General features: G+C 37.2%; 20 protein-coding genes. 16 read left to right on the top strand and 4 right to left on the bottom strand.

What is annotated here, in order from left to right; all coding sequences use genetic code 11:
- Window positions 1-39: 39 nt before the first annotated feature.
- From fba to EG365_RS16620, 3 genes are all read right to left on the bottom strand, one after another.
- A complete protein-coding gene (gene fba / locus EG365_RS16630; RefSeq protein ID WP_001174011.1) occupies window positions 40-1,077 on the bottom strand; it encodes a class II fructose-bisphosphate aldolase in 1,038 nt (345 codons plus the stop codon).
- 121 nt (window positions 1,078-1,198) lie between these two features.
- Entirely contained in the window at window positions 1,199-1,441 is a 243-nt protein-coding gene (locus EG365_RS16625) for a hypothetical protein (RefSeq protein WP_001049817.1), read from the bottom strand.
- 124 nt (window positions 1,442-1,565) lie between these two features.
- Window positions 1,566-2,753, bottom strand: a complete 1,188-nt coding sequence (locus EG365_RS16620) for a phosphoglycerate kinase (protein WP_001011094.1) — start codon at window positions 2,751-2,753, stop codon at window positions 1,566-1,568.
- A 138-nt stretch (window positions 2,754-2,891) separates the two neighbouring features.
- On the opposite strand from EG365_RS16620, the gene EG365_RS16615 reads away from it, so the two are divergent.
- The 14 genes from EG365_RS16615 to putP all read left to right on the top strand — a co-directional run bounded on the left by EG365_RS16615 (window position 2,892) and on the right by putP (window position 16,508).
- The gene (locus tag EG365_RS16615) at window positions 2,892-3,275 is read left to right on the top strand and encodes a DUF2237 family protein (RefSeq protein ID WP_000022187.1); all 384 of its coding nucleotides are present in this window, start codon (window positions 2,892-2,894) and stop codon (window positions 3,273-3,275) included.
- Window positions 3,275-3,868: a Maf family protein gene (locus EG365_RS16610; protein WP_000812877.1), complete on the top strand. Its 594-nt coding sequence runs from the start codon at window positions 3,275-3,277 to the stop codon at window positions 3,866-3,868. The genes EG365_RS16615 and EG365_RS16610 overlap by 1 nt, the downstream gene beginning before the upstream one ends.
- 30 nt (window positions 3,869-3,898) lie before the next feature.
- Entirely contained in the window at window positions 3,899-5,062 is a 1,164-nt protein-coding gene (locus EG365_RS16605) for a cupin domain-containing protein (protein ID WP_000133507.1), read from the top strand.
- 337 nt (window positions 5,063-5,399) lie between these two features.
- On the top strand, window positions 5,400-5,966 hold the full coding sequence (locus tag EG365_RS16600) for a TetR/AcrR family transcriptional regulator (RefSeq protein ID WP_000037059.1): 567 nt from the start codon (window positions 5,400-5,402) through the stop codon (window positions 5,964-5,966).
- 473 nt (window positions 5,967-6,439) lie between these two features.
- Window positions 6,440-6,748: an ArsR/SmtB family transcription factor gene (locus tag EG365_RS16595; protein ID WP_000651464.1), complete on the top strand. Its 309-nt coding sequence runs from the start codon at window positions 6,440-6,442 to the stop codon at window positions 6,746-6,748.
- Between the two features lie 423 nt (window positions 6,749-7,171).
- Window positions 7,172-8,374 (top strand): serine/threonine transporter SstT, encoded by a 1,203-nt coding sequence (sstT, locus tag EG365_RS16590; protein ID WP_000889006.1) that lies wholly within the window; start codon window positions 7,172-7,174, stop codon window positions 8,372-8,374.
- A 5-nt stretch (window positions 8,375-8,379) separates the two neighbouring features.
- Complete coding sequence (locus EG365_RS16585) at window positions 8,380-9,060, top strand: YoaK family protein (RefSeq protein ID WP_001116532.1); 681 nt, start codon at window positions 8,380-8,382, stop codon at window positions 9,058-9,060.
- 3 nt (window positions 9,061-9,063) lie between these two features.
- The gene (locus EG365_RS16580; RefSeq protein ID WP_000240310.1) at window positions 9,064-9,600 is read left to right on the top strand and encodes a DUF2058 domain-containing protein; all 537 of its coding nucleotides are present in this window, start codon (window positions 9,064-9,066) and stop codon (window positions 9,598-9,600) included.
- 374 nt (window positions 9,601-9,974) lie between these two features.
- On the top strand, window positions 9,975-11,822 hold the full coding sequence (locus tag EG365_RS16575) for an ABC transporter ATP-binding protein (RefSeq protein WP_000922240.1): 1,848 nt from the start codon (window positions 9,975-9,977) through the stop codon (window positions 11,820-11,822).
- On the top strand, window positions 11,822-12,262 hold the full coding sequence (locus EG365_RS16570; RefSeq protein WP_000966086.1) for a MaoC family dehydratase: 441 nt from the start codon (window positions 11,822-11,824) through the stop codon (window positions 12,260-12,262). The genes EG365_RS16575 and EG365_RS16570 overlap by 1 nt, the downstream gene beginning before the upstream one ends.
- Window positions 12,263-12,370: 108 nt before the next feature.
- Window positions 12,371-13,396 (top strand): AraC family transcriptional regulator, encoded by a 1,026-nt coding sequence (locus EG365_RS16565; protein WP_000705521.1) that lies wholly within the window; start codon window positions 12,371-12,373, stop codon window positions 13,394-13,396.
- Between the two features lie 38 nt (window positions 13,397-13,434).
- Window positions 13,435-13,809 (top strand): glycine cleavage system protein GcvH, encoded by a 375-nt coding sequence (gene gcvH, locus EG365_RS16560; RefSeq protein ID WP_001016343.1) that lies wholly within the window; start codon window positions 13,435-13,437, stop codon window positions 13,807-13,809.
- Between the two features lie 102 nt (window positions 13,810-13,911).
- Window positions 13,912-14,610: an SIR2 family NAD-dependent protein deacylase gene (locus tag EG365_RS16555; protein WP_000164254.1), complete on the top strand. Its 699-nt coding sequence runs from the start codon at window positions 13,912-13,914 to the stop codon at window positions 14,608-14,610.
- A gap of 407 nt (window positions 14,611-15,017) precedes the next feature.
- Complete coding sequence (putP, locus tag EG365_RS16550) at window positions 15,018-16,508, top strand: sodium/proline symporter PutP (RefSeq protein ID WP_000119795.1); 1,491 nt, start codon at window positions 15,018-15,020, stop codon at window positions 16,506-16,508.
- Between the two features lie 32 nt (window positions 16,509-16,540).
- Here putP and EG365_RS16545 read toward each other — a convergent pair whose 3' ends face one another.
- Window positions 16,541-17,029 carry an Lrp/AsnC ligand binding domain-containing protein gene (locus EG365_RS16545; RefSeq protein ID WP_001014235.1) on the bottom strand — a complete coding sequence of 163 codons (489 nt, stop codon included), beginning with the start codon at window positions 17,027-17,029 and terminating at the stop codon, window positions 16,541-16,543.
- 124 nt (window positions 17,030-17,153) lie between these two features.
- Between EG365_RS16545 and putA the strand changes: the two genes are divergently transcribed.
- Together putA and EG365_RS16535 are read left to right on the top strand one after the other, a co-directional pair.
- Window positions 17,154-20,906 carry a trifunctional transcriptional regulator/proline dehydrogenase/L-glutamate gamma-semialdehyde dehydrogenase gene (gene putA, locus EG365_RS16540; RefSeq protein WP_001094964.1) on the top strand — a complete coding sequence of 1,251 codons (3,753 nt, stop codon included), beginning with the start codon at window positions 17,154-17,156 and terminating at the stop codon, window positions 20,904-20,906.
- A gap of 105 nt (window positions 20,907-21,011) precedes the next feature.
- Complete coding sequence (locus EG365_RS16535) at window positions 21,012-21,485, top strand: GrpB family protein (protein WP_000575818.1); 474 nt, start codon at window positions 21,012-21,014, stop codon at window positions 21,483-21,485.
- Window positions 21,486-21,552 lie beyond the last annotated feature (67 nt).

The following is a 21,552-nucleotide window of genomic DNA, read 5'->3' as shown; positions in this document are numbered from 1 at the left end:
ATGAATAACCGGTTTCTATAAATCAGACCCTAACGGGAATTATTTATAACGATCAACCATTTTCTCTAAAGAAATTGGGCGAATCTTGTCAGCATTACCAGCTGTACCGAAAGCTTCATAACGATCGATACAAATTTGTTTCATTGAATCGACAGTTTTAGCGAAATACTTACGTGGGTCAAATTCAGCTGGGTTTTCCGCCATGAAACGACGAATTGCACCTGTTGAAGCTAAACGCAAGTCAGTATCGATATTGATTTTACGTACACCATGTTTAATCGCTTCTACAAGCTGTTCAACTGGTACACCATAAGTCTCACCAATATTACCACCAAACTCGTTAATTACTTTTAACCATTCTTGTGGTACAGAGCTTGAACCGTGCATTACAAGGTGAGTATTTGGCAATGCCGCATGAATTTCTTTAATACGGTCAATTGCTAAAATATCCCCTGTAGGTGGACGTGTAAATTTATAAGCACCGTGTGAAGTACCTACAGCAATTGCTAAAGCATCAACATTTGTATCAGCAACGAATTGTTTTGCTTCTTCAACAGAGGTTAAAAGCTGAGAATGGTCTAGTACACCTTCTGCACCCACACCGTCTTCTTCTCCAGCCATACCTGTTTCAAGGCTACCTAAGCAACCGATCTCACCTTCAACAGATACACCACAAGCATGAGCCATTGCTACCACTTGACGAGTTACATCTACGTTGTAATCGTAAGTTGTAGGAGTTTTACCATCAGCGCCCAATGAACCGTCCATCATCACTGAGCTAAAACCAAGTTGAATAGAACGTTGGCATACATCAGGGCTTGTACCATGGTCTTGGTGCATTACCACTGGAATGTGTGGCCATTCTTCAATTGCAGCCAAAATAAGATGGCGTAAGAATGGAGCGCCTGCATATTTGCGAGCTCCAGCAGATGCCTGAACAATTACAGGTGAATTGGTAGCATCTGCGGCAAGCATAATTGCACGCATTTGTTCTAAGTTATTTACGTTAAATGCTGGTACGCCGTAGTTATGTTCCGCAGCGTGATCCAAGAGCTGGCGCATTGAAATGAGTGCCATAATATCCTCCCAGGTAGTGCGGCTTATTCTACCTTGTCATTTATTTCAATTCAGCAACAAATCACAGTATTTCAAAAAAAATCCCTGCATTTGCAGGGAATTTTTAACAAAAAACAACAAATTAATGCGTTTCTGAAGCAGCCGTCTCGCTAGATGCACTACCTTCAACCACATCTGTATTCTTTTCATCTAAAACTGGCTTATCAAGCGCATCGATTGCAGCTTGTTGTTCCGGAGTTACTTTGTCAGCAACAGCTGTAGATGCCGCATCTTGGCCTGCTTGAGCCGCCTCTTCTTTTTTCGCACAAGCAGTCAACATCATTGGGACAATTAACAAAGCAGCAAAGGTAAGTTTTAAATTCATCACTATTTTCCACAATTGGTGATTTAGTACTCATTATATTATTTCAGGAATATGACAATTTAATGACTTATCAATGAAAAAGGGATTGATAACTCAATCCCTTCTTATTTCAATATAACAGTTTTTAAGCACGCTCAAGTAAAACGGCAACTGCTGGCAATGTTTTTCCTTCAACAAATTCAAGGAATGCACCACCACCTGTTGAAATATAACCAATTTGATCAGCTACATTATATTTATCAATCGCAGCTAAAGTATCACCACCACCAGCAATTGAGAATGCATCAGATTGTGCAACTGCAAGAGAAAGTGCTTTAGTACCTTCACCAAATTGATCAACTTCAAATACACCAACAGGACCATTCCAAAGAATCGTTTTTGAAGTTGTTAAAATATTTGCAAATGCTTTAGCTGTTTCAGGACCAACATCCAAAATCATATCATTTGCTGTGACATCTTCAACTTTCTTAATTACTGCTTGCGCTGCTGCCAAAGAACCTAAGAAATCTTCGAAGTTAATTTGTGAAGCATCAGCTACAACTACATCTGTAGGAAGTGGAACACTTACTTTAGCAGCAATTTGTTTTGCAGTTTCAACCAAGTCAGCTTCATATAAAGATTTACCAACATTGTAACCAGCAGCCGCCAAGAAAGTATTTGCAATACCACCGCCTACAATCAGTTGGTCACAAATACCAGATAATGAATTTAACACATCAAGTTTTGTTGAAACTTTAGAACCAGCGACAATTGCCACCATTGGTTTTTCAGGTGTTTGCATTGCACGGCCAAGTGCATCTAATTCAGCAGCCAATAATGGGCCTGCCGCTGCAACAGGTGCAAAACGTGCTACACCTTCTGTAGAAGCTTCTGCACGGTGAGCAGTACCAAAAGCATCCATTACAAACACATCACATAGAGCTGCATATTTTTGTGCAAGTTCAGGATTATTTTTCTTTTCACCCGGATTAAAACGAACATTTTCAAGCAAAACAACTTGTCCTGCTTCAACTTCAACCCCATTTAAATAATCAGTAAATAATTTAACTTCTTGACCTAATGCTTCAGTTAAATATGCAGCCACTGGTGCAAGTGATTGTTCAGGCTTTGGCTCACCTTCCACAGGACGACCTAAATGTGAAAATACCATTACAGCAGCGCCTTTTTCTAAAGCAGCTTTTATTGTTGGAAGTGCGGCACGTAAACGAGCATCGCTAGTAATCACACCATTTTTAACAGGAACGTTTAAATCTTCACGAATAAGGACACGTTTACCTGCTAAATTAAGGTCAGTCATGCGCTGAAAATTCATGTAAAGCTCTCTTTATGATTTTAAAAACGCGCCAATTTTAAATGATTACATCAAAAAAGGTTAGTTTTTTTGCATAAAAGCTGTAGAAAGCCAAAGTTTTGATTATGATAGAGGTAGTCATCTAATATTTCATCCATTATGTCTATTCATCCAGATCCACAAATCAATCGTTTAAATGTTTTAGGTGAACCCTTAGCAAGCTGTTGTTTTGACCCTATTACTGGCTACTTCCGGAATGGTTTTTGCCATACAGCCGTAACAGATCTTGGACAACATACGGTGTGCGCCCAAATGACTTCTGAGTTTTTAAATTTTTCACAAAAAGTCGGAAACGATCTGATCACTCCTCTACCAGAAGCAGGCTTCCCTGGCCTACAGCCGGGAGACTTCTGGTGCATTTGTGTAACTCGTTGGGTAGAAGCTTATCAAGCTGGTCAAGCACCCCCTGTTAAACTTCATGCTTGTCATCAGGCTGTATTGAGCTATGTTCCATTAGATGTATTAATGGAATTTGCAGTGTAATGAAACAACCCAAAATTATTTTGGCATCAAGCAGTCAGACACGTAAAGATTTAATGAATCGTTTAGGAATCGAATATATCTGCATTAGTCCAGATATTGACGAGAGTCCTTGTGGTGAAACGCATGCCGATGATTTAGCAAAAAGACTGGCATTTACTAAAGCACAAGTAATTGCACAAAAAAATCGTGAAGCAATTGTAATTGGATCAGATCAGGTTGCATGGCGAGAGCATGCTCCTCATGATTTTATTGGCAAACCCTTAACAATTGAAAATGCCAAAGCTCAATTAGCAGCAAACTCTGGCCGAATAGTCTTTTTTAGTACTGCTTTAAGTGTGCAGTGCCTTGAAAAAAGTTTTGAACATACGCTTGTTGAGCATTATCAAGTTAAGTTTCGCAATTTAAGCGCGCCTGAAATCGAAAGATACGTCGACTTAGATCTGCCCTTAGAATGCGCAGGAAGTTTTAAGTGTGAAAGTCTCGGCATTAGTTTATTTGAAAAAATGATAGGCCAAGACCAAACCACGCTGATGGGTTTACCCATGATTCAGCTTTGTCAGATTTTAAGACAACTCAATCTCCAAATTCCTTAATATTTATTAGCTTATTTATAGGTTATTTCCATGACAGAAGCTTTAACCGTTTTAGGCGGTATTACTGCTGAACAGTTTTTAACAGAGTATTGGCAGAAAAAACCATTACTTGTACGTAATGCTATGCCTGAAATTGTGGGTATGTTAGAGCCGAATGATGTAAAAGAACTCGCTTTAGAAGACCATGTAACTGCTCGTCTTATCCGTCAAAAAGATAAAAATCCAAATGAATGGCATGTAAAATCGTCTCCCTTAACTAAAGGTGATTTTCAAAAACTACCAAAGTTATGGACACTTTTGGTTCAAGCAGTAGACCATTATTCATTTGATATAGCTGAATTGTGGAAGAAATTTCCTTTTATTCCACAATGGCGCCGTGATGACATTATGGTGTCTTATGCCCCCAAAGGTGGTTCAGTAGGAAAACATTTTGACTTTTATGATGTTTTTCTTGTTCAAGGATATGGTCATCGTCGCTGGCAACTCGGCCAAATGTGTGATGCAAACACTGAATTTGTACCTAATCAACCTTTAAAGTTGCTATCAGAAATAGATGTTCATTTTGATGAAGTATTAGCTCCTGGCGACTTATTATATGTTCCACCTGGATTATCACATTATGGCGTTGCCGAAGATGATTGTTTAACTTTCTCCTTTGGTTTCCGTATGCCTAATATTTCAGGCATGATCGATAGAATTAGCGATCAATTTGCTACTGATGAATTACTTCAAAATCCTGTTGTCGATATTACCCGTAAGAATCCTCCTCAAATTGGGGAAATAAACACGGAAGAGTTGGCTTATTTAAGAGATTTAGTGCTAGCTCAATTGAAAAATTCAACAGTACTTGATGCTGCCCTCATGTCTTACATGAGCGAGCCTAAATATCCAGACAATATTCCAGAACCAGATGAAATAGAGGTTGAAGACCTAAATGCTATTTTGTCAGAAGGGTATGAGCTGCTACTCGAACCTGCTTCGCGTCTACTTTATACAGAACAAAATGGCATTTTAAAGTTTTGGGGTAATGGAGAAGAATTACCGATTGTGGAATCTTTTGCCACCCAACTCAAATCGATTGCCGATGGGAAAAGCATTCCTTTCAATAGTGAGCTTAACAATACAGATATTTTAGAAAACATTGTTCAATTATTGAATAATTCAATTCTTATGTTGTTACCTCCTGCAGAGTAATACTAACTAAATATATAAAAAGGAGAAATTATAAAATTTCTCCTTTTTTCTTTTATAAATACATGTTTAAATATACCAATCTTTAAATCAAAGTTATAAAGGCCCACTTATAGTAAAAACCACCTTACCAAATCAAAGAATTAACTACTAAACATAGCTATTAAATTATAAAAAAATTAATGCTTAGCATTGAGTTTTGTTCTTTTATTATTTTTAAAAAACCTATTTTTTTCTATCAATAACAGTCAATACAATGTAAAATTTCGCGTTCGTGCTTTTTATTTGTACACTCGACCTTTAGGCTAATAGCAAAATATTTGTGTGAGGCTACTAAAATATGTCAAAAAAAGATGACATTATTACCACTGCTTTAAGACTTTTTAATTCATATAGTTATAATTCTATAGGGGTAGATCGTATCATCAGTGAATCTGGTGTAGCGAAAATGACATTTTATAAATACTTTCCTTCAAAAGAGAAACTTATTGAAGAGTGTTTATTATTAAGAAACTCACTTTTACAAAATTCTCTTACTGCGGCAATCTCTAAAGAAGACGAAACCAACCCACTAGCTCGTATTAAAGCCATCTTTTTATGGTATTCAGATTGGTTTAATAGTGAAGACTTTAATGGTTGCATGTTCCAAAAAGCCTTAGAAGAAGTATTAAAACAATACCCGTCAACACATCAACCAGCAACTTTATACAAAATCTGGTTAACACAATTAATGCAAGATCTTCTTATTCAATATGAAATTGAAGAGTCTCGACCTTTGGCATTGCTTTTAGTCAATATTTTAGAGGGTATGACCATTCAAGCTCAAGTTGAGCATGGTTCAGTAAAAATTGATGACTATTGGAAGCGTGTAGAGAAACTCATTGAATTTGAAAAAATTGCACATTAAAAAATAAAGCGTGATATTATTCTTCTTATCTTGTTGAATCTTCTTCTTATTCATCACGCTGCGTCTGAAAGTCATTCTAGCTTAGAGTTTGACATTTTTTAAATTATCATCCCAAACTAGAATATACAGACCTGTCTGTACATGGTCGATTATAACTTTAGAAAATAAAAACACAATCTTTTTTTCTTGCCCTTTTATATATAAATCAGATTTAACTATTGATAGAGAGAAAAATAGAATTTATTTTCTTTGACTTTGTTTCATTTATACTTAACAATTACGCTTCTCACACAAAGCAACACTTTTGACACAAAACAAATACAAATTCTTGTTTTACCTTAATAATGTTATATATTTATCAATTACACTTATAAACCTTTTCAACAAAAACAATTGGATTGATTAGTTTTGCTACATTCATTTTCTTAAGATCAATCTATACTATGCCGGCCATATTGATATAGGTATAAAGTATGAAAGATGGACTCCAAATTGAAGAAATGAAAAATGCGGCGGATTCAGTCGTAGGAACATTAAAATCTTTAGCTAACACTGACCGTTTATTAATTTTATGTCACTTAGCCCATGAGGAGTTAAATGTCTCTCAAATTGAAGAGAAAACACAAATCACCCAACCCACCCTTTCACAACAATTGATGATGCTACGTAAAAGTGATGTCGTTTCAACACGTCGTGATGGCAAGCAAATCTTCTATTCAATCAAGGATGATAAGATGCATTCAATTTTAAATATGCTTTACCAGTTATATTGCATAGAATAACTGCTCTAAACTTATAAAATTATAATAATATTAATGTATTCCTGAAATATGCGATTTTTCAACTTGGTAGCTGGTAATTATCCGAGCAAAGAGGATTGAAAATTCGCGTAGTTTTTCTAGCATTCCAATCTATTAAAAAACAAAAATAACCTCTCCTATTTCTTTTTTATATCTTTTCTCCCTCTTCACTAATTTTTATGGCAAATAATAAGAACTTAAGCGTTACTGGCTGTAATATAAGCAAAACATCAGATACCAAACTTTAACCAATCAATTTTCTTTATTTAAAAACAAATACTTAATATTACCAAACCTTATAAAACTGATGACTTGATATAAAAAAGCTTAAGATTCACATCACTTACGTATAAAATACTCAGCTTGTTCAACCTTTAGCCATGAATAGGTTAATAAGGCCTTTATATGCTTGAATTCTTTTCTCGATTAAGCTTAGTCACTAAAATTATTATCGCCATTATTTTAGGGATAGGCGTCGCACTATTATTTCCAACCGTTACGCCGTACTTAAGCTTGTTTGGTGAACTATTTATTAAAGCATTAAAATCGGTTGCTCCTATTTTAGTCTTTGTACTGGTTCTCTCATCTATTGCCAACTTCCAAGTCGGTCATAGTGCAAATTTACGCCCAGTATTACTACTCTATGTAGTAGGTATGTTATTAGCTGCTTTTAGTGCTGTGATCGCTAGCTTATCTTTTCCTAGTACGCTTTATCTCAACACTGTTTCTCATAATAATTTGCAAGCGCCTGGTAGTCTCGCTGATATATTAAAAAATCTGCTTTTAAGTTTTATTGCAAACCCTGTTCAAGCAATCAGTGAAGCGAACTTTATTGGTATTCTTGCGTGGGCAATTGGTCTCGGCTTAGCAATGCGTCATAGCTCGGATACAACCAAACAAGTAATGCAGGATGTTTCACATGCTGTAAGCGCTATTATTCATAAAGTTATTGCGTTTGCACCTGTTGGTATTTTCGGTCTAGTTGCAGTAACTTTTGCAGATGCTGGACTAGCAACACTTGAAAGTTATGCACAATTACTTGCTGTTCTATTAGGAACAATGCTGTTTGTTGCTCTAGTGATTAACCCAATTCTAGTAGGTTTAACAATTCGCGGTAATCCCTACCCATTAGTATTTAAATGCTTAAAAGAAAGTGGTATCACAGCGTTCTTTACACGCAGCTCAGCAGCTAATATTCCTGTAAACCTTGATTTAGCTGAACGTTTAGGCGTAAATCCTTCAACTGCGAGCGTTTCAATTCCTTTAGGTGCTACTGTTAACATGGCTGGTGCAGCAGTTACGATTACTGTACTTACTTTAGCAACTGTGCATACGTTAGGAATTCATGTTGATTTGGCAACAATGATTATTTTATCTATTGTAGCTACAATATCAGCATGTGGTGCATCTGGTGTTGCAGGTGGTTCCCTACTTCTAATTCCAGTCGCATGTAGCTTATTTGGTATTTCATCAGAAATTGCAATGCAAGTTGTTGCAGTAGGTATGATTATTAGTGTATTACAAGATTCAACAGAAACGGCGCTTAACTCATCTACCGATGTTTTATTTACAGCCGCAGTTGATATTCGCTCAAGACAAAACTCATAGAGAACATGCCATTTCAAAGTTTACCAAACTGGTTCCAACTTGGCGCCTTCTTACTGGCAATAAATGCCGGAATGATTAATGTATTAGGGCTTATCACCCTTTTACATCAATCGGTGTCGCATATGACTGGTAATGTCAGTATGCTAGCCATGAGTTTGGTAAACTGGCAGTTTGAACACATCATATATTTAGTACTAGTTATATTATGTTATGTATGTGGATCATTTTACAGTGGTTTTATTCTAGGCAATAGCCATTTCAAATTAGGCCGCCGGTATGGCCTTCCTTTAAGTCTAGTTTCACTATTTATTTTTCTCTGTTGGTTACTGCTGCCTTATTTTCCAAAATATGGACTATTATGGGCTTGTGTCGCCATGGGGCTACAAAATGCAATGGTAAGTCACTATAAAGGAACCATTATTAGGACTACTCACTTATCGGGTGTCTTAACAGATCTTGGGCTTGCACTTGGTTATATAGCACGAGGTTTAAAAGTAGAGAATCGCCGCATTATTTTGCATCTACTTATTTTTATAGGTTTTCTATCTGGCGGTATAATTGCTGCTTTAGTTCACCCTTATTTAAAATTGCAATCATTTTTGCTTCCAGCAATTTTAAGCTTAACTCTCAGTATTTCGTATTGGGCAGTTTACTTTCATAGTTCTTCCTCTTCAAATTCGGATTAAGTCATGGTTAAAAATGCCTTACAAGCTCAGTTACTCAAAGCTGGTTTAGTTGACAATAAAAAAGCGAAAAAACTTACCAAACAAGCTCAGCATGAGCAGCGTACTGGTCAAAGCAATGAAGCAGAAATTAAAGCTAATATTGAAAAAGCTCAAAAAGAGAAACAAGCAAAAGATCAAGCTTTGAATCTAGAAAAGCAGCAGCAACTCGAAGAAAAAGCATTAAAGGCTTCAATCATTCAAATGATCAAGCAACACAAAATTGTAGATTTTGCCGGAGATGTGGCTTATCAATTTATTGACGAGAATAAGATTAAAAAGGTTTACCTATCTCAGCAAGTTTATAATGCACTTGTTACAGGCAGTTTAGTGATTGCTAAAGATCAAGATCAATATGCTTACCTTCCTAAAGCCTTAGCTGAAAAAATTGATCAAAAAATGAAAGGATTTATTTTGATCAATAATGCTGAGAAAAATGAACAAACTACTGATGAAGAAGATCCATATGCAGCATATGTAATTCCGGATGACTTAATGTGGTAACTGTTATGAGCCTTTATCAACATTCGGATAAAGGCTCATACTGCTTAAAATAAATATTAATATTTTATCATTTATTAAAAAAATTTATAAAAATTACATTCAAGCCAAATTCATTCACCACTTCATCTATTATTATCGATATAATGAATAAAACATTTTTTGTCTTTACGATGCCTTTTAGGCTTCTTCCCGATTCCAAATTTATGTCTTGACTAAATCATGTCAGTTTTAGCCAAAGATATACAACATAAACTTTGACGTGTATCCACACACCCAACAGATCAATACCTTAATTAAGTTTGATCTAACTGACTTTATTGCAAATTAAATTGCGAAATTTTACTAAAGTAGCTGATGTATAAAGGTAGTCATTCATGCTGAAGTGGTTTGAAAAACTTGTAGATCCTTATCCAACCAAAGGTTTGGATGAGCCCTTACCAACACGCTTTTTCCCATTTGTTTGGCAAGCTACTGAAGGTGTGCGTCCATATTTATTGCTACTTATTATATGTACAGCTGGTGCAGCTAGCTTTGAAGCCCTGCTCTTTTCAAAAATTGGGCAACTTGTAGATTGGCTTAGTAATAGTCAGCCTGAAAGTTTCTTAAGCCAACATGCGTCAAACATCCTTATTCTCATTAGCGTGTTATTTGCTAACATTTTATTTGTTAATATTCAATCTATTATAAAACATCAAATTTTATATAGTACTTTTCCAATGCGCTTACGTTGGCGCTTCCATAACCTTTTATTAAAACAAAGCCTAGACTTTTTCCATAATGATTTTGCTGGTCGACTTTCTGCAAAGGTCATGCAAACAGCTTTAGCAGTCCGTGAATTCTGGATTATTTTAGGCGACATGTTGGCTTACGTCAGCATTTACTTTATTACCGTAAGTATTGTTCTTGGTGCAATCTCACCCACATTACTTATTCCACTTATGGTTTGGTTAGGGTTATTTTTATTAAGCGCATGGTTCTTTATTCCACGTTTAAGCAAAGTATCACAACAACAAGCCGATGCACGCGCTGTAATGACTGGTCGTGTAACTGACGCCTACACTAATATTCAAACTGTAAAGCTCTTTGCTCATGCTGGGCGTGAAAGCCAATATGCAAAAGCGTCAATGAAAGAGTTTATGACCACAGTCTATGCGCAAATGCGTCTAGGTACTCTTTTTGAAGTTAGCATTAATTTACTGTCTGCTGTTTTATTTGTTGGGGTAATTGGTACCGCAGTTTGGTTATGGACTCAAGGTTTAGCAGCGTTAGGCGTAATTGCTGCTACTACTGCCATGATTTTAAAACTTAATAGCATGGCTGAGTTTATGATGTGGCATATGTCAGCATTATTTGAAAATGTTGGTACCATTCAAGATGGCATGCAAACACTTGGTAAAAAAATCAATATTCAAGACAAGCCAGATGCAAAACCACTTGCAGTCACACAAGGTGAGATCGTATTTAAAGATGTGACCTTTGCTTATAACAATAAAAATGTCATCGATCACTTTAATCTACACATTAAAGCAGGTGAAAAGATTGGTATCGTTGGCCGTTCAGGTGCAGGTAAATCTACCCTCATCCAATTACTGTTACACTTTTATCATCTTAAAGAAGGTGCAATTTTAATTGATGGGCAGAATATTGAAGATGTTACGCAAGATAGTTTGAGAGCAAATATTGCTTTAGTTACTCAAGACACTTCTCTACTACATCGCTCAGTTGCCGAAAATATTAAATATGGCCGTCCAGATGCAACTGATCAAGATATGCAAAGTGCCGTGCATAAGGCAAAAGCAGCTGAATTTATTCCTCAACTTGTCGACTTAAAAGGGCGTTCAGGTTATGAAGCACAAGTTGGTGAACGTGGTGTCAAACTGTCAGGTGGTCAAAGACAACGTATCGCTATTGCGCGTGTTTTCTTAAAAGATGCACCAATTTTAATCTTAGATGAAGCAACTAGCGCTTTAGACTCAGAAGTTGAAGCAGCTATTCAGTCTAGTTTAAATGACCTAATGGTAGATAAAACAGTTATTGCAATTGCTCACCGTTTGTCTACCATTGCTCAAATGGACCGTTTAATTGTTCTTGATGAAGGTAAAATTGCAGAGCAAGGTACTCATGAAGAATTAATTGCTAAAAATGGTATATACGCACAATTATGGAAACGTCAAACGGGCGGTTTTCTTATTGAGCAAAAAGTAGTACAGGGTCAAGATTAATGCTTTATTTAGAAGATTTAAAAATTGGTGATCGTTTTATCAGTCGTGAGTATGAAATTACACTTGATGAAATTAAACAATTTGCAAGCCACTATGACCCTCAACCTTTCCATACAGATGAAGAGTTAGCCAAAGAAGATCCAATCTTTAAAGGTATTGCCGCTAGCGGATGGCATACCTCGGCAATTACTATGCGCTTATGGACTGAATGCATGCCCATTCATGGTGGACTAGTAGGCTCAGAATCTAGTCTACGTTGGCCACGCCCTACTCGGCCTGGTGACCGTATTCATGTTGAAGCTGAAATTTCCGCCATTACGCCATCCAAAACAAAATTGGATCGTGGTATTGTAAGCTACGTTACGCAAGCCTTAAATCAGCATGGGGATGTTTTACTTATTTCAACGACAAAAATCGTTGTCTTTAAAAAGAATGTTTAATGAATCGTTGATATGATTGTCTAACAGTTTTTATAAACTCAAATTATATTTCATGACAAGATGTGTAAGAAATGCACGTAGAAAATTGATGAGAGCAACGGAACGCATATGAAAATTACCTCAGCTCGTCAAGATCAAGGTATTCCAGGAGTCTATGGCTTATTGCTATTAGATGTAGTTTCACGTTGGGGATACAACGATGAAACATTATTTGCTCCTTTTCATCTTACTAGTGAGCAATTGGCCGATCCTGAATATCGTATTTCAACACCCGTAGCAAATGAGCTAGTCAAACATGCCTTAAATCTTACCGGTGAAAGTACACTGGGTTATCATATTGGCACTCAAATGCGTATTTCCATTCACGGATTTATTGGCTACGCGATAATGACAGCAAAAGATATTACAGAAGCGATTGCTCTCGCTGCCCGTTTTATCCAATTACGCTTACCTTTTTTACAATTATATTTTTCTACTTTCGGGCCAAAAGCCACATTACAATTGCAATGTGATATTGAGTTAGAACCTCTTCGTACTGAAATCGTTTTAGGTTTAACTATTGGTATTATGACCATGGCTAAAGCGATTACGGGTATTGAAGATTTAGCGGGTGATGTTGATTTAGACTTTCCAGAACCGGAAGGTTTTGATAAATATAAGAGCAAACTAAGCAGTACTATTCGGTTTAACCAGCCTCATCTAATCTCTAGCTTTGACAAAAAATATTTAGGTTTTAAGTTAGTTAATGCCGATCCAATCGCAAGTCAAATCGCTATTAACCAATGTGAAGCGGAACTATCTGCTTTAGGCGAACGCCGCCGTCTAGCCATGCGTGTACGTGATATTTTAAGTAATTCTGAACAACATTACTTAAGCATAGAAAATGTAGCAGAATATTTACATATGTCAGATCGTACCTTAAAGCGACAATTGGCAGCCGAAGGTACTTCATTTTCTACTTTAGTAGATGAAGTTCGATATCGTCATGCGACCTCTCTGCTTTCGCGTACAGATTATAGTCTTGAACAAATTGCAGATGAACTTGGTTACTCGGATGTCGCAAATTTCAGTCGCGCTTTTAAACGCTGGAGCGGTCGCAGTCCGAGCAACTGGCGCAAAGACCCCTATTTATAATGTTATTAAAATATTGGACACAAGCTTAAGGAGTTGTCATGAACCATCCTTCAGAATTGAAGTATGCACGTACACATGAGTGGGTAAAAATTGAAGGAGACCTTGTTATTACAGGGATTACCGACCATGCACAAGATGAGCTTGGAGATTTGGTCTATGTTGAAACTCCTGAAGTGGGTAGCCAAGTAACAGCTGGCGAACAAGCCGGAGTTGTTGAATCAGTTAAAACTGCTTCTGATATTCATGCCCCTGTCTCTGGTACAGTAGTAGAAGTTAATACTGATCTTGAAGATGATCCGGATTTTGTAAATGAAGATCCATATGGCAAAGGCTGGATTTATAAAATCAAACCAGACAATATTGCAGATGTTGAAAAACTTTTAACAAATGCAGAGTATGAAGCTGGTCTATAATATAGATATAGTTTTAATAAAAAAACCAGTTTAGATTTAACTGGTTTTTTTATATATGTATAGATCAGATTTAAAAACCAAATTCATGAATGGGTCATTCATATGACAAAACTTGTGGTATTTTCCGGCGCCGGTATGAGTGCAGAAAGTGGAATTAGTACTTTCCGCGATAGTAATGGTCTCTGGGAAAATTATGATATACAACAAGTTGCCACTCCCGAAGCGTGGGAAAGAAATCCAGCTTTAGTTCAACGCTTTTACAACGAACGTCGTAAAAATATTTTAGAAGCCCAGCCGAACGAAGCTCATCAATATATTGCTAAACTACAAGACCATTATGATGTACAAGTCATTACACAAAATATTGATGATCTACATGAGCGTGCTGGAAGCCAAAATGTCTTACATCTACATGGCAATATTCGACTAGCGAAAAGTTCTGGGCCAGATGCACAATATACAACTCAATTTTATGAAGTTAATGGTTGGAAGCTCGATTTAGAACAGGACTTTTGTCTAAATGGTTACCCGCTTCGACCTCATGTCGTTTGGTTTGGTGAAGCTGTACCTGCTTATGAAGAAGCAATTCGTTTAGTACAAAGTGCTGATATTTTTATTGTAATCGGGTCAACATTAAGCGTATATCCAGTTGCCGCCTTGGTCCATGAGATTCCTCATTATTCCAAAGCGTATTATATAGATCCCCAAGCAGATCATTCTCGTGTTCCACCTCAATATAAATTATTAAATATGACGGCTACAGAAGGTATGCACGAGTTATTTAATCAATTGACGAGTTAATATTCCTCTTTTGATATTCTTTTTTTCTTATTAAAACCATTTTTTTCGCGTAAAATTGATGAGAAATTATTCATCTAAATAATAACTTTTCTTAAAAGACATCCTGTCATTATTATTTTTGTAACTAAAAAACTGAATTTAACTCTTAGATTTTTTAAATTATTAGTTTTTTAATAAGTTTTGATATTATTTTAAATTCATAATTAATTGATTTTATTAAACTAAATTTAATATGTAATCAAAGTTACACTTGTTTACATAAAGATACATAAAATACATCACAAAGATAACAGAGCAAAAAAATTCTTTTATGGTTGAATCTCAACCTCTTGAAATGCCGTACAAGAAAACAGCGACCTGGATTAGGTTACAATCACGGATTATGGATATAAGGACACACATCCATTATGAGTTATTTTGATCCCACCCTCATCATGTTTATGGTGTACATCGTAGCAATGGTACTTATCGGCTTATTTGCCTACCGTGCTACAAGCGACTTCTCTGATTATATTCTTGGTGGTCGTAGTTTAGGCAGTTTCGTTACTGCATTATCCGCAGGCGCATCGGACATGAGTGGTTGGTTACTCATGGGCTTACCAGGAGCGATTTATCTTTCTGGTTTATCTGAAGCGTGGATTGCAATTGGTCTAATTATCGGTGCTTGGCTTAACTGGTTACTGGTTGCTGGTCGATTACGCGTTCATACTGAAATCCAAAATAATGCACTCACTCTGCCAGATTATTTTACAAGTCGATTTGATGACCAGAAAAAGATACTTCGTATTTTCTCTGCCGTTATTATCTTGGTTTTCTTCGCTATTTACTGTGCTTCAGGCATGGTAGCTGGTGCCCGTTTATTTGAAAATTTATTCGGTATGTCATATACCACCGCCATCTGGTTAAGTGCTATTGCAACAATCAGTTATGTTTGTATTGGTGGTTTCTTAGCAATTAGCTGGACTGATACTTTCCAAGCGGGCTTAATGATTTTTGCCCTCTTGCTCACTCCAATCGTGACTTACCTCGCAATTGGTGACACAACTCAGTTTGTGACGCTTATTGAAACTGCTCGTCCACATGCGTTTAACATCATTTCTGATTTAAGTGTGGTGGCCGTTTTATCTTCCATGGCTTGGGGCTTAGGCTATTTTGGCCAACCGCATATCCTTGTACGTTTCATGGCTGCTGACTCTGTAAAATCAATTCCTGCTGCTCGCCGTATCGGTATGACCTGGATGATTTTATGTTTAGTCGGTGCTGTCGGTGCTGGTTTCTTTGGTATTGCTTACTTCCAGCAACACCCTGAACTTGCAGGTGTGGTAAGTAAAAACCCTGAAACTGTATTTATGGAATTGACTAAAATTTTATTTAATCCATGGATTGTCGGTATCATTCTAGCTGCTATTTTAGCTGCGGTTATGAGTACATTAAGCTGTCAGCTTTTGGTATGTTCAAGTGCACTAACTGAAGATTTGTACAAAGGCTTCATTCGTAAAAATGCATCTCAAAAAGAGCTTGTATGGGTTGGGCGTATCATGGTTCTTGCAATTGCCGTTCTAGCAATTGTGCTTGCGGGTAACCCTGACAGTAAAGTTCTTGGCCTTGTTGCTTATGCTTGGGCTGGTTTTGGTGCTGCATTTGGACCACTCATCATCTTGTCATTGTTCTGGAAACGTATGACTTTAGAAGGTGCTTTAGCAGGTATGATCGTAGGTGCTGTTGTTGTGATCGGTTGGAAAAACCTTTTCGCAAGCACTGGTGTTTACGAAATTATTCCAGGCTTTATCTGTGCATTTATCAGCATCATCGTAGTAAGCTTGATCAGCAAAGCGCCAAACTCTGATGTGACTGGTCGCTTTGAGCAAGCAGATAAACTCTATAAAGAAAGTACATAACTCATTGAAATAAACAAAGGGGCTTCGGCCCCTTATTTATTTTTAGTTTTGATTTTAATTTTTGAACTATCTTTCACAACTTGCATCACGGGATAACTACGAGTCTCTTTTACACCGGGTAATTGCCATAGCACTTGCCCTGCGATACGTCGAAACTCCTCCATACTTCCACTGCGTAATTTAATTAAAAAATCAAATCCCCCACTGACCATATGGCATTCAACGATTTCTGGATAATGCACGACTGCGTCAATAAACTCATCTAAAACATTAGGTGTGGTTTTATCAAGTAAGACTTCGACAAAAACCAAAAAATTTGCATTTAACTTAACTGGATTTAATTTAGCTTCATAACCTAAGATGAATTCATCTTTGGTGAGCTTCTGCACTCGTGCCATAACTGCTGTTGGAGACAAATTGACGAGTTCAGCTAATCTGCTGTTGGAAATACGCCCATCTGTTTGAAGAATATCCAAAATTTTTAAATCGGTGCGATCAAGGCTTAATAATGGGCCATTCATCTGAATTTTCCTCTAAAAAATGGGCAAAATATAGTGAGTTATTCGGTGTTTCTTCTGTAATGATAAATTATCTAAACCTCTCTACTCAAGATGAGTTTACGAGAGCTGGTTGGCGGAAATAGATATGAACACAATGGATACTTTTCATCAAATGGATAAATCTCACCAAGGCTATATCACCGAATTCAACGATAAAAGTGAGTTTGAACAACGCATTAATACAGCTTGGCGACGTGCCGAACCTGAAGCTGTAGAAGAGCTATTACAAGCTGCTGCGGTATCTGATGATTTAGATCATAAAATTTATGACCTTGCATTTAACCTTGCCCATAATTTACGTGAACGTAAGACCTCTTCAGGTAAAGCAGGTATTGTTCAAGGGTTATTACAAGAATTCTCTCTTTCTTCACAAGAAGGCGTGGCTTTGATGTGTCTTGCTGAAGCTTTGCTTCGTATTCCAGACACAGCAACACGTGATTTGCTCATTCGCGATAAAATCAATCAAGGTAACTGGAAAGAACATGTTGGCCAAAGCAGCTTAATGTTTGTGAATGCTGCTGCATGGGGTCTCATGTTAACTGGTAAGCTTATGGAAACACCAAAGCAAACCAGTCTTTCAAGTGTACTTACTGGCCTTTTAGCACGTAGTGGCCGTGGCATTATTCGTAAAGCAGTTGACGTTGCAATGCGTATGATGGGTGAACAGTTTGTGACTGGTGAAACCATCGAAGAAGCTGTCGACCACGCAAAAGTACTTGAGGATAAAGGTTTCCGCTATTCTTATGACATGTTAGGTGAAGCTGCCTTAACCGACCATGATGCTGAACGTTACTTTAATGATTACACACAAGCCATTCATGCAATTGGTAAAGCGTCTAATGGTAAAGGCGTATATGATGGCCCTGGTATCTCAATTAAGCTTTCAGCTTTACATCCACGTTACCAACGTGCGCAAATTGAACGTGTTCACAAAGAACTCTACGGCAAAGTATTTGAACTCGCTCGTTTAGCTAAACAGTACAATATTGGTTTAAATATCGATGCAGAAGAATCAGAACGTTTAGAAATTTCTCTTGAGTTACTTGAGCGTCTCTGTTTTGAGCCAGAACTTGCGAACTGGAAAGGCATTGGTTTCGTAATTCAAGCTTACCAAAAGCGCTGCTTCTTTGTGGTTGATTATATTATTGACCTTGCTAAGCGTAGCCAAAAGCGTCTGATGATCCGACTTGTAAAAGGCGCATATTGGGATAGCGAAATTAAGAAAGCACAAATCGAAGGTATGGATGACTACCCTGTCTTCACGCGTAAAGTTCATACTGATTTGTCTTATATCGCTTGTGCTAAAAAATTACTTGCAGCACCAGAATTTATTTATCCGCAATTTGCGACGCATAATGCTCAAACTTTAGCAACGATCTATCATTTAGCAGATCCAAGCAAATATTACGCTGGTCAATATGAGTTCCAATGCTTACATGGTATGGGCGAGCCGCTTTATGAACAAGTTGTTGGTCCACGTGAACAAAATAAATTAGGCGTGCCATGCCGTATTTATGCTCCGGTTGGTAACCACGAAACATTGTTAGCTTATTTAGTCCGTCGTTTACTTGAAAATGGCGCGAATACTTCATTTGTTAACCGTATTGCCGATAAAACTCTTAAAGTTGAAGATCTTATCCAGTCTCCAATTTATGATATTCGTAATGCAGCTAAACTTGAAGGTTCGGTTGGTTTAAAACATCCATCAATTCCACTACCTTTAGATATGTACGGAACGCTTCGTAAAAACTCTAAAGGTTATGACTTAGCAAATGACACCCCACTTGCAGCTTTAGATAGCACAGCTCAAGAATTACGTAATCGTATTTGGCAAAGCCATCCGTTGTTGGCTAATACTGATTCTTTAGAACAAGGTCATTCTGTTGCAATTACAAACCCAGCACAAAATGATGAAATTGTTGGTTATGTACAAGAAGCTGATCTTAAGCATGTCGAAATCGCTCTTACTGCAGCTGAACAAACCCAGTCAGAATGGTCAAATACACCTAAGGATCAACGCGCTCAATACTTAAAACGCGCAGCTGACCTCATGGAAAGCCGTATTCAAGAGTTGATGGTATTACTTTGCCGTGAAAGTGGTAAAACTTATGCCAATGCGATTGCAGAAGTTCGTGAGGCTGTAGATTTCCTACGTTACTATGCAACCCAAGTTGAAAATCTTCCTGCAAATACAGTTATTCAGCCTTTAGGTACTGTACTTTGTATTAGCCCATGGAACTTCCCTCTTGCAATTTTCTCAGGTCAAATTGCTGCGGCATTAGTCAGTGGTAACTGTGTTATTGCTAAACCAGCTGAACAAACTCCATTGATCGCAGCCCAAGCAGTTCAGATTTTATGGGAAGCTGGTATTCCACATGGTGCTGTACAGCTACTTCCTGGCCGCGGTGAAACAGTAGGTGCTCAGCTCAGCCAAGATAGCCGTATCGATGGCATTATGTTTACTGGCTCGACTGAAGTTGCAAAAATTTTACAGAAGACCGTTGCAAAACGTTTATCTGAAAATGGTCAATCTATTCCACTCATTGCAGAGACTGGCGGTCAAAATGCAATGATTGTTGACTCATCTGCTTTAACTGAACAAGTTGTATTAGATGTTGTAAGTTCTGCTTTTGATAGCGCAGGTCAACGCTGCTCTGCTTTACGTATTTTATGTGTACAAGAAGACAGTGCTGCAACCGTTATTAAAATGCTTAAAGGTGCAATGCAACAGTTGATCGTAGGTAACCCTGCAATTTTAAAAACTGACATTGGTCCTGTTATTGATGACGAAGCAAAACAGACGATTGACCAGCACATCCAGAAAATGAAATCGAAGGGTTATCCGGTACATCAATTGATGTTTGGTGCAACAAGCCAAACAGAATTAGATAAAGGAACTTTTGTTGTGCCAACAGCAATTGAACTTCCTAATCTTGATGACTTACAACGTGAAGTTTTTGGTCCGGTTTTACACATCATTACCTATAAGTATGGTGAACTTGAGCAACTCATCTCAAGAATTAATGCGAAAGGTTATGGTTTAACCATGGGTCTGCATACCCGTATTGATGAAACCATCCAAACCGTAATTCAACATGCTGAAGTGGGTAACCTTTATATCAACCGTAATATTGTTGGTGCTGTTGTTGGCGTACAACCATTCGGTGGTGAAGGTTTATCTGGTACAGGCCCTAAAGCGGGTGGCCCTCTTTACATGTATCGCTTAATGCAGCATTGTTCTAACAAAGTATTAGCAACTCCATTTGCGGTAAAAAATGAGCAAACCGTTTTTGAAGGCTTTACCCGTGAGGTTTATCAAAGCTTACAAAACTGGGCGAAACAACATTTACCACAAGCAAACCGTGAAATTGAACCTTTTGGTGTTGGTAAATTTTATGAGTTACAAGGCCCTACTGGGGAAAGTAACCAATATATTATTTTGCCGCGTCATCGTGTTCTTTCAATTGCTGATACAGAACAAGATCAATTGCATCAGTTACTTGCAATCTTTGCAGTTGGCAGCCAAGCTGCTGTAATGCCAAATAGTCCATTATTGGCAAAACATAAACAAACGTTGCCAAAAGATGTACTTGATGCGATTACTACCATTAAAAACATCACTACAGATGATTTTGATGCAGTTTTACATCATGGCAACCGCGAAGAGATCTTCTCATTACAGCAAGAAATTGCTAGCCGTTCTGGCGCAATTGTTGGTATTACTCATGTTGAACCAAATGAGTCGATTCCACTTGAACGTTTGGTAATTGAACGTGCAATTAGCGTAAATACAGCTGCGGCTGGCGGTAATGCAAGCTTAATGACAATGTCTGAATAATTAAGTAATTTTCTAAAAAGCCCAAATTACGATATTTGGGCTTTTTTGTTTAATAAAATAATCTATTCTTAAATATATAAATTTTATCAATTTGAGTTTTTAATAATGATTTTTTTTGAACCAGAACAATACCAAAAAAGATGCACTCAGCTTTTTAACTTATACCGAAAACAAATTTCCGCTCTGCTACCATCTGCCCAAATTGAGCATATAGGTTCATCTGCAATACCTAATGCATTCTCAAAAGGTGATTTAGACATTTATATTGAGGTTCTACCCGATCAATTTGAGTTTGCAATAGAACAGTTAAAAACGCTTAATTTTATAGAAAAGCAAAATACATTAAGAACAAATGAGCTTTGCATGCTCGATTCACTCAACAACGATGATGTTGCCTTTCAAGTTGTAGTAACCGGTTCAATATTCACATTTTTCTTAACCTTTAGAGATAAGCTTATAGCTTCTCCAACATTAGTTAATGAATATAATCAATTAAAGTTAGAGTCCACCCACTTAGATCATGACCAATATAGAGCAGTAAAATCTAATTTTATTGAACGCGTTTTAAGTCACTCCTAGTGTAAGTATTTTTTCTTTATGAATAACTAACTAAAATTGGCTCCTCTAAGCTCAATTTTTTGGTACC

The sequence above is a fragment of the Acinetobacter sp. FDAARGOS_494 genome (genome assembly GCF_003812225.1).
In the GTDB taxonomy this organism is placed as follows: domain Bacteria; phylum Pseudomonadota; class Gammaproteobacteria; order Pseudomonadales; family Moraxellaceae; genus Acinetobacter; species Acinetobacter baumannii.
Note: the sequence above shows the minus strand (reverse complement) of the source record. Positions and strands in the feature narration are given on the sequence as shown.

Coding starts and splice junctions, on each gene's coding strand:
- fba (WP_001174011.1), bottom strand. CDS start 1,077: ATGGCACTCATTTCAATGCGCCAGCTCTTGGATCACGCTGCGGAACAT.
- EG365_RS16625 (WP_001049817.1), bottom strand. CDS start 1,441: ATGAATTTAAAACTTACCTTTGCTGCTTTGTTAATTGTCCCAATGATG.
- EG365_RS16620 (WP_001011094.1), bottom strand. CDS start 2,753: ATGAATTTTCAGCGCATGACTGACCTTAATTTAGCAGGTAAACGTGTC.
- EG365_RS16615 (WP_000022187.1), top strand. CDS start 2,892: ATGTCTATTCATCCAGATCCACAAATCAATCGTTTAAATGTTTTAGGT.
- EG365_RS16610 (WP_000812877.1), top strand. CDS start 3,275: ATGAAACAACCCAAAATTATTTTGGCATCAAGCAGTCAGACACGTAAA.
- EG365_RS16605 (WP_000133507.1), top strand. CDS start 3,899: ATGACAGAAGCTTTAACCGTTTTAGGCGGTATTACTGCTGAACAGTTT.
- EG365_RS16600 (WP_000037059.1), top strand. CDS start 5,400: ATGTCAAAAAAAGATGACATTATTACCACTGCTTTAAGACTTTTTAAT.
- EG365_RS16595 (WP_000651464.1), top strand. CDS start 6,440: ATGAAAGATGGACTCCAAATTGAAGAAATGAAAAATGCGGCGGATTCA.
- sstT (WP_000889006.1), top strand. CDS start 7,172: ATGCTTGAATTCTTTTCTCGATTAAGCTTAGTCACTAAAATTATTATC.
- EG365_RS16585 (WP_001116532.1), top strand. CDS start 8,380: ATGCCATTTCAAAGTTTACCAAACTGGTTCCAACTTGGCGCCTTCTTA.
- EG365_RS16580 (WP_000240310.1), top strand. CDS start 9,064: ATGGTTAAAAATGCCTTACAAGCTCAGTTACTCAAAGCTGGTTTAGTT.
- EG365_RS16575 (WP_000922240.1), top strand. CDS start 9,975: ATGCTGAAGTGGTTTGAAAAACTTGTAGATCCTTATCCAACCAAAGGT.
- EG365_RS16570 (WP_000966086.1), top strand. CDS start 11,822: ATGCTTTATTTAGAAGATTTAAAAATTGGTGATCGTTTTATCAGTCGT.
- EG365_RS16565 (WP_000705521.1), top strand. CDS start 12,371: ATGAAAATTACCTCAGCTCGTCAAGATCAAGGTATTCCAGGAGTCTAT.
- gcvH (WP_001016343.1), top strand. CDS start 13,435: ATGAACCATCCTTCAGAATTGAAGTATGCACGTACACATGAGTGGGTA.
- EG365_RS16555 (WP_000164254.1), top strand. CDS start 13,912: ATGACAAAACTTGTGGTATTTTCCGGCGCCGGTATGAGTGCAGAAAGT.
- putP (WP_000119795.1), top strand. CDS start 15,018: ATGAGTTATTTTGATCCCACCCTCATCATGTTTATGGTGTACATCGTA.
- EG365_RS16545 (WP_001014235.1), bottom strand. CDS start 17,029: ATGAATGGCCCATTATTAAGCCTTGATCGCACCGATTTAAAAATTTTG.
- putA (WP_001094964.1), top strand. CDS start 17,154: ATGAACACAATGGATACTTTTCATCAAATGGATAAATCTCACCAAGGC.
- EG365_RS16535 (WP_000575818.1), top strand. CDS start 21,012: ATGATTTTTTTTGAACCAGAACAATACCAAAAAAGATGCACTCAGCTT.